The sequence below is a fragment of the Streptomyces sp. NPDC002787 genome (assembly GCF_053592095.1).
In genome coordinates this window covers 66,189-73,917 of sequence record NZ_JBSFVC010000010.1, presented here as the reverse complement: position 1 = coordinate 73,917, position 7,729 = coordinate 66,189, and the positions used below count along the sequence as shown (strand labels likewise).

Genomic DNA, 7,729 nt, shown 5'->3' with positions numbered 1-7,729 from the left:
AGTGGAATGAGCAACCCGTTCGAGGACCCCGAGGGCGTCTACCTGGTGCTGGTCAACGACGAGAACCAGCACAGCCTGTGGCCGGACTTCGTGGACGTGCCGGCCGGCTGGCGGGTGGTCCACGGGCCCGACTCGCGGCAGTCGTGCCTGGACCACGTCGAGACCCACTGGACCGACATGCGGCCGCGCAGCCTGGCCGAGTCGATGGACGGCTGACCCGCGAGAGGGGGGCCGGTCGGCGACCGGCCCCCCTCTGCTTCACATGCACCCGGGCCGTGTCAGGACGCGGGCTGCTCCACCTTGGTGTCCGTCTTGCCGTCGACGGCCGCCGCCAGCTGCGGGGCCAGCCGCTCCACCACGTAGGGCAGGCTGAGGACGGTGCCCATGGACAGGGCGTTGCCGTAGTCGCTGGTCTCACTGACGTAGATCTCGCGGCCCTCCTTGACGACGGTCAGGTCCTTGTAGGAGGCGTCCTTGTGCAGCTTGTCGGCGTCCTTGGTGACGTCGGTGACCTGCCACACGAGGGCGTCCTGGTCGAGCAGGTCGGTGCGCTCCTTGCTGATGTTCGCGCCGAACTGGTCGCCGATCACCTTGTCGAGGTCGGCGGGGAGGGAGAAACCGAGGTCGGTGAGCAGGTGCGAGCGCGGGTCCTGGCTGCCGAACACGAACATGCCCTCGTACGGCGTGGCCATGACCGCCGTGGCGCCCTTGAAGCCGGGGTTCTCCTCGGCGGCGGCCTTGATCTTCGCCTCCGTGTCGGCGACCGCCGCGGCGGCCTCCTCGGGCTTGCCGAGCGCCTTGCCGATCCTCTCCGTCTGCTCCTGCCACGGGACGCCCCAGTCGTTGTACGCCTTCGGCTGGGCGACCACGGGGGCGAACTTGGACAGGGACTCGTACTGCTCCTTGGTGAGTCCGCCGTACACCGCGAGGATCAGGTCGGGCTTGAGAGCGGCGATCTTCTCCACCTGCGGGCCGGTGCCCGTGTCCTTGAGGACGGTGGGCGCCTCGGCGGAGCCGAGCTCGTCCTCGGCCCAGGGGCCGATGGCGCCCTTGTAGCCGCCGAGCCATTCGGTGGTGCCGACGGGGACCTTGCCGAGGGCGAGGACCGCGTCCTGGTCGGTGAGGCCGACGGTGACGATCCGCTCGGGCTCTTCCTCGATCGTCGTGCTGCCGTACTTGTGGTCGATGGAGACCGGGAAGGCGGACTCGCCGGAGGAGGTGCTCGCCTCCGCGCCGGCGTCCGACGCGTCGGAGGCGTCGTCGGAGCCGCCACCGCAGGCGGTGGCGAGGAGCAGGGTGGCGGAGGCGAGTGCGACGGCGAGCCGTGGCGCTCTACGGGAGCGGAACATCAGTGGTCCTTCGGTTCGGGTTCCTGTGGAGCGGTACGTGTGGGGGTCTGGGGGTCCGGCCGGGGGCCGGTGTCGCGGGCGTCCGACCAGGCCGACCAGAGGGCGGCGTACGAGCCCCGCGCGGCGCGGAGTTCGTCGTGGGTGCCGCTCTCGACGACACGGCCGGCGTCCATGACGACGACGCGGTCGGCGGTGGCGGCCTGGCTGAGGCGGTGGGCGACGATCAGCGCGGTGCGGCCGTCGACGGCGCGGGCGACCGCCTTCTCCAGGGCGCGTGCACCGGCGCTGCCCGCCTCGGCGGTGGCCTCGTCGAGGATCACCAGCGGCGGGTCGGCGAGGATCAGCCGGGCGAGTGCGAGGGCCTGGGTCCGCGCGCCGCTCAGCCGGTGGCCGCCGTCGCCGACGACCGTGGCGAGCCCGTCGGGCAGGGCCTCGGCCCAGGCGAGGGCGTCGACCCGGTCGAGCGCGGCTCGCAGTTCGTCGTCGGTGGCGTCGGGTCTGGCGAGGCGCAGGTCGTCGGCGAGGGGGCCCGCGAAGACATGGGTCTCCTGGGTGATCAGGGCGATGGTGCGGGAGGCGGCGGAGCCGAGCTCGGTGGGCGGGATGCCGCCGACCAGGACGGTGCCGGCGGCGGGCGGCTGGATGCCCGCGACCAGTCGGGCCAGGGTGGTCTTGCCGGCCCCGCTGGCGCCGACGAGGGCGACGCGTTCGCCGTGGCGGATCGTCAGGTCGATGTCGTGGAGGACGGGGTGCCCGGTCCGGTAGGCGTGGTTGAGCCCTCGTACGGTGACGTCGACGCCGCCGGCCTCGACGGTGTGACTCGGCGCCGGAGGCACGGGTTCGTCGGTGACGCCGACGAGCCGGGCGAGGCCCGCCGTGGCCGACTGGGCGTCGTCGAGGAGGGCGAGCGCCGCGTTGACGGGCCCGAACAGGCTGTGGAAGTACAGGGCCGCCGCGGTCGCCGTACCGATGCTGGCGGAGCCCTCGCGGACCAGCCAGTAGCCGGTGACCAGGACGGCGGCGAGCCCTATGTACTCGGCGATGTGCAGACGGCTGTAGAAGCCGAGGACGAGCCGTACGCCCCGCATGGTCAGCGCCACCACGGACCGGGACCGCTCGGTGACCCGCTCGGTGTGCTCCCGCCCCAGCCGGAACGCCCGCACGGTGGAGCTGCCGCCGATGGTGTCGAGCATCTGCTGTTGCTGGGCTCCGGCGGCCACCCGCTGCTCGGCGTAGAGAGGGATCGCGCGGGCGACGTACCAGCGTGCGGTGGCCGCCTGGACGGGGACCGCGAGCAGCGCGGCCAGCAGGAAGCGCCAGTCGAGCAGGGCCATCGCCCCGAGGGTCAGGAAGATGGTGAGCAGGGAACGCCCCAGTGCGGGCAGCGCGTTGCGTACGGCGTCGGCGATGAGGGAGACATCGGCGGTGACCCGGGCGGTGAGGTCACCGGCGCCGGCCTTCTCCACCCGGTCCAGCGGAAGTGCCAGGGCCCGCTCGACGAAGCGTTCGCGCAGCCGGGCCAGGGTCGTCTCGCCGAGCCGGGCGATCTGCGACAGTCCGAACCCCGCGGTGACGCCCTGCGCCACGGCGACGGCCACCAGCAGTCCGGCGGTCGCCGTGATGGCGTCGACGGATCCGCGCTCGGCCGCCAGGTCGACGATCCGGCCCAGCAGCGGCTGCACGAGCAGGCCGACGGCGGTGGAGCCGACCATGACGGTGAACGCGGACAGCGCCAACCGCCGCTGTGGACGCAGCAGTTCGGCGACTGCGGCGCGGGTGCGGGCGGGCGTCGCGACGGGGAGCAGAACGGGGCCGGCGTACTCGCCGCGGGTCGCGGGGCCCACGGTTTCGCCGGACACGGCCGTCAGGGTGTCGCTGGGCGCGGACGCCGGGCTCTGGCTGGGTGAGGCCGCCGCGGTCTCGCTGGGCACGGCCTCCACCGCCTCACCGGATTCGGCCCTTACCGCCTCGCCGGGTGCCGCCTCCACCGTCTCGCCGGGTTCGGTCATGTGAGCACCGCCGTACGGTAGTCCGCGCTGTCGTGGACGAGCCGGTCGTGGTCGCCGGTCGCGGTGACGCGGCCGTCGCGCAGGAGCAGAACCCGGTCGGTGACGGCGAGCAGGGCAGGGCTGTTGGTCACCAGGAGGGTGGTGCGCCCCCTGCGGACGTCCCTGATCCCGGCGGCGATCCGCGTCTCGGTGACGGCGTCGACGGCGGTGGCGGGCTCGTGCACGACGAGGACCGGCGCGTCGGCGGCGAGGGCCCGGGCCAGGGCGACGCGCTGCCGCTGCCCGCCGGACAGCGAACGGCCGCGTGCGCTCACGGCGGTGTCGACGCCGTCGGGCAGGGCGCGGGCGACCTCGTCGGTGCCGGAGGCGGCCAGCACGGTCGTGACTCCCCCCGGTGCGAGGGCGCCGGCCGCCGCCGTGACGTTCTCCAGGACCGTGCCCTCGAACAGGTCGGCGTCGTGCTCGGCGACGAGGATCGCGGAGCGTACGGCTCCCAGGCCGAGCGCGGTAAGTGCCGTGCCGTCCAGTTCGACGGTGCCCTCGTCGGGGTCGACGCGGCGGCCGAGACAGCGCAGCAGCGCGGAGGCGTCGGCGGGATCGGTGGTGGCGATGCCTACGGTCTCACCGGGGGCGATGTCGACGTCCACGCCGCGCAACGTGCCGTGGGAGAGTGCGCGGAGCGTCAGCCGGCCCTCGACTCCGCTCGGCGAGGTGTCGTCGGTCGCCGGGCCCGGGGCCACGGCGCCGGGGGCGTCCAGTACTTCCGCGATACGCGCGGCGGAGGCGCGGCCCTGGGCCAACTCGGCGTTGATCCAGGCGAATTCGGTGAGCGGGCCGACGATGAACAGGGCGAGCCCGACGGAGGAGACGAGTTCGCCGAGGCCGATGTCGCCGCGGGCGGCGAGGCGTCCGCCGACGAGGGCGACCAGGGCGATGAAGGCGCCGGTGAGGATGGTGACGACGCCGTTCTGCCAGGCCTCGGCGCGGGCGGCGCGCAGGGTGGCGGAGAGCGAGTCCTGGCTGACGCGCCGGTAGCGGGCGACGGCCGCCTGCTCGGCGCCGATGCCCTTGAGGACGCGCAGCCCGGCCACGAGGTCCGCGGCGACGCCGGAGGCCTGCGCCGCGCGTTCCTGCTCGGTCTCGCTGCGCCGCTCCAGGGGCTTGCTCAGCAGATGTCCGAGCCACAGCAGCAGCGGGGTGCCGAGGAGGACGAGCAGACCGAGGACGAGGGAGACCCGCAGCAGGGCCACCGCGCTGACGACCAGGCCCGCCGTCGCCGCGAAGGCGACGATGAGGGCCATGGCGACGGCGCCGACCCGTTTGGCGTCCTCGGTGGCGATGTTCGTCAACTCACCCGGCAGGCGCCCCTCTTCGGCGCCACCCTCGGGAGCGAGCACACGGCCGACGAGTGCGGTCCTGAGGTGGTGTGCGGCGGTGACGGAGGCGCGCTCCCCTGCTCTCGCGCTGAAGCGGAAGCTGAAGGAGAGTCCGACGTACACGGCGGCGAGGATGCCGAGCCACAGGAGCAGTCCGGGGACGTCGCCGTCCACGACTCCGCGCTCGATGACCAGTCCGACGAGCACCGGCACGAGGGCCTCGCCCGTCTGGTGTCCCATCCCCAGAAACGCGCCCAGCACGACGTCCCGACGCTGTCCGCCGACCGCGCGCCACAGAACCTTCCGTCCCGGCGGGTCCGCTTTTCTCACGCATCCCTCCGGACCGGTTTCGCCAACACAGGAAACGAACAAGAAAACTTAGGTAAGGCTAACTACATTTGTCTTCTTGGACCAGCCCTGAATCGCCGTCGCGACGAACCGACCCCCCACGGACGCCGGGACATTAGCGGACCGAACCGTCAACTGGCGCACAGATCAAGGCAGTTCATCAACACGAGACCTCACCGGGGCGACCGCCCGACCGGAAGGACCTGTTCGTGCTCAGCACCAGGATCACCAACGCCCGTATCGTCACGATGGATCCGGACCGCCCGGAAGCGCGGGAACTCGGGATCTGGCAGGGGCGCGTAGTCGGCCTGGACGAGGACGTGGCGGGGCTGCCGGCCCGGCGGACGCTGGACCTGGGCGGTGCCACGGTGCTCCCCGGTTTCATCGACGCCCATGTGCATCTGGCGTGGACGGGCTTGAAGGCGAAGTCGCCCAGTGTCGCGCCGAGCCGGCGTGCCGACGACGTGCTGCGCGTGGTGGCGGAGGCGGTGGCGCAGGCCCCCGCGGGCGGCTGGGTGGACTTCGGCGGCTACGACCAGCGCACCCTCGACAGACCTCTCACGGCGGTCGACCTCGACGCCGTCAGCGCCGGGCGCAAGGTGTATCTGGGCCACCTCTCCGGGCACGCCTGCCTGGTCAACTCGGCGGTCCTCAGCGGACTTCCGGCGGACGTGGCCCGGCCGGACGGCTTCCTCGCGGAGGGCGCGATGGGGGCCGCGCTGCGGTCCCGGCCGCCGCACTCGCTCACCGATCTGGCGGCGGCGATCGGACATGCCGCGCGTGTGTGCCGTTCCGAGGGCGTCACGGGGTGCGCCGAGGCGGGGGTCGGGGCCCGGCTCTTCGGGCACAGCCCCATCGAGGGCGCCGCGTACCAGCTCGCCCACGAGTCGGGCCGACTGCCGCTGCGGGTACGGCTGATGGTGGCGGCCGACGCGCTCCGCCCGGTGGGCGCGGCCGCCGAGGACACCACCCACGGGGCGATCGACCTCGGCCTGCGCACGGGCTTCGGCGAGGGCCCCCTCTCCCTCGGCGCGCTCAAGGTCTTCACCGACGGCGGCATGATGGCCCGTACGGCGGCCCTCACCAGCCCCTACCTGGGCGGCGACGGCTCGGGCCAGCTCATGCACGAGCCCGAGGTGCTGGAGAGCACCATCGTCGAGGGTCATCTCGCCGGCTGGCAGCTCGCCGTGCACGCGATCGGCGACCGGGCCCTCGATGTCGCCCTGGACGCGCTGGAGAAGGCCCGGAAGCTCAGCCCCCGCCCGGAGGCGCGCCATCGTGTCGAGCACGCGGGCCTGGTCCGCCCCGACCAACTCCCCCGGCTGGCCGCTCTGGGCGTCACCGTCGTCATCCAGCCGAGCTTCCTGCGCTACTACGGCGACGACTACGCCACGATCATGGGCGCGGACCGAGCCGGCTGGCTGTACCGGGGCCGGGGCTTCCTCGACCACGGGGTCCGGGTCGCCGGCAGCTCCGACCGCCCGGTGGCGAACGGCGCCCCGCTGCGGGCGATCCAGTTCATGGTCGAGCGCGCCTCCGAGTCCGGCCGCCTCATCGGCCCCGCCGAGGCGATCACGGTCGAGGAGGCGCTGCGCGCGTACACCGTCGAAGCGGCCCGAGCCTGCCACTGGGAGGCGGACGCCGGCAGCCTCTCCCCCGGCAGGCGGGCCGACCTCGTGGTGCTCGGAGACGATCCACGCCGGGTGGACGTGTCGCGGATCGGGGAGATCGAGGTGGTGCGGACGTTCGTCGAGGGCGAGGACGAGTACTGACGGCGGGGCTCGAAGGCCGATCCCTGTGTACGCGGAGACCCGTACGCCCAATACTGTGCGCAGACGTCACCAGGGGGCATGCGATGAGGTGGTTCCAGCGCGGGGCGAAGCAGCGGGCCGATGTGGTGCCGCTCTCCGGAGTCGGCAAGAGCGACGACGTGCCTCGGCAGGCGCCCCCGCTGCTCACCGGGGGCGGCCCGGCGCTGCAGCGGCTCGGCGGCGAAGGCGACAAGGTCGCCCAGCTGACCACGGGCCCGGGGCCGGTCATCCTCGACATCACGCACACGGGCAGCGGGCACTTCGTCGTGGACGCGCTGGACGGGAGGCTGCACTCGCAGAGCCAACTCGTCTACACCGACGGGCCGTTCTCCTGCCGAGCCCTGGTGAACGGCGACGACCGGCCGGTGCGCGCGCTCCGCGTCCAGGCGGACGGACCGTGGACGGTCGACGTGAGCCCGGTGTCGAGTGCGCTGACCTGCGAGGGCCTCACACGACGCCCGGCTTCGGACGTGCTGCGCCACACGGGCGGGCCGGGGATCGCGACTCTGCGGTACGAGGGGGATCCGCAGGCCGAGGACGGTGGCTACTTCCTCGTCGACACCTTCGAACCCGACGGCACCGGCTTCCTCGACGAACTGGCCAACCACGTCGGCCCCTGGCACGGCGAAGCGCCCCTCACCGGCCCCTGCCTCATCTACGCCCGCTCCGACGGCCCGTGGTCCCTCACCGTGCGGCCCCTGGACCCGCCTTCCACCACATGAGCGGATCACCCTCTTCTGCCTCGGTGTAGCTTCCCGCGGTTCCGCCATCCCCGGCCCGCCGATGAGTCCTCCCGCCTCGCCGGTTCGCCCTCCCGCGCCGGAGCGGTCGGGCGA

6 protein-coding genes are annotated in these 7,729 nt (G+C 73.2%); 3 read left to right on the top strand and 3 right to left on the bottom strand.

All coding sequences use genetic code 11. The features are described 5' to 3' along the window. Positions 1-6: 6 nt before the first annotated feature. Positions 7-216 carry an MbtH family protein gene (locus ACWD26_RS15750; protein WP_257561783.1) on the top strand — a complete coding sequence of 70 codons (210 nt, stop codon included), beginning with the start codon at positions 7-9 and terminating at the stop codon, positions 214-216. A 62-nt stretch (positions 217-278) separates the two neighbouring features. Here ACWD26_RS15750 and ACWD26_RS15745 read toward each other — a convergent pair whose 3' ends face one another. Genes ACWD26_RS15745 through ACWD26_RS15735 form a run of 3 tightly spaced genes read right to left on the bottom strand, consistent with a single transcriptional unit; the run spans position 279 to position 5,064 of the window. After that, positions 279-1,349, bottom strand: a complete 1,071-nt coding sequence (locus tag ACWD26_RS15745) for an iron-siderophore ABC transporter substrate-binding protein (protein WP_451270235.1) — start codon at positions 1,347-1,349, stop codon at positions 279-281. Beyond that, on the bottom strand, positions 1,349-3,358 hold the full coding sequence (locus ACWD26_RS15740; RefSeq protein ID WP_451270233.1) for an ABC transporter ATP-binding protein: 2,010 nt from the start codon (positions 3,356-3,358) through the stop codon (positions 1,349-1,351). Before ACWD26_RS15740 ends, ACWD26_RS15745 begins: the two co-directional genes overlap by 1 nt. Continuing rightward, a complete protein-coding gene (locus ACWD26_RS15735) occupies positions 3,355-5,064 on the bottom strand; it encodes an ABC transporter ATP-binding protein (protein ID WP_451270231.1) in 1,710 nt (569 codons plus the stop codon). The genes ACWD26_RS15740 and ACWD26_RS15735 overlap by 4 nt, the downstream gene beginning before the upstream one ends. A 227-nt stretch (positions 5,065-5,291) precedes the next feature. Here ACWD26_RS15735 and ACWD26_RS15730 point away from each other — a divergent pair, with 227 nt between their 5' ends. Together ACWD26_RS15730 and ACWD26_RS15725 are read left to right on the top strand one after the other, a co-directional pair. Then, positions 5,292-6,854 (top strand): amidohydrolase, encoded by a 1,563-nt coding sequence (locus tag ACWD26_RS15730; RefSeq protein ID WP_451270229.1) that lies wholly within the window; start codon positions 5,292-5,294, stop codon positions 6,852-6,854. Positions 6,855-6,937: 83 nt separating this feature from the next. Next, positions 6,938-7,615, top strand: a complete 678-nt coding sequence (locus tag ACWD26_RS15725) for a hypothetical protein (RefSeq protein WP_451270227.1) — start codon at positions 6,938-6,940, stop codon at positions 7,613-7,615. Positions 7,616-7,729 lie beyond the last annotated feature (114 nt).

Bases quoted from the DNA above. Each gene is read 5' to 3' on its own strand.
- ACWD26_RS15750 (WP_257561783.1), top strand. From the start codon at position 7: ATGAGCAACCCGTTCGAGGACCCCGAGGGCGTCTACCTGGTGCTGGTC.
- ACWD26_RS15745 (WP_451270235.1), bottom strand. From the start codon at position 1,349: ATGTTCCGCTCCCGTAGAGCGCCACGGCTCGCCGTCGCACTCGCCTCC.
- ACWD26_RS15740 (WP_451270233.1), bottom strand. From the start codon at position 3,358: ATGACCGAACCCGGCGAGACGGTGGAGGCGGCACCCGGCGAGGCGGTA.
- ACWD26_RS15725 (WP_451270227.1), top strand. From the start codon at position 6,938: ATGAGGTGGTTCCAGCGCGGGGCGAAGCAGCGGGCCGATGTGGTGCCG.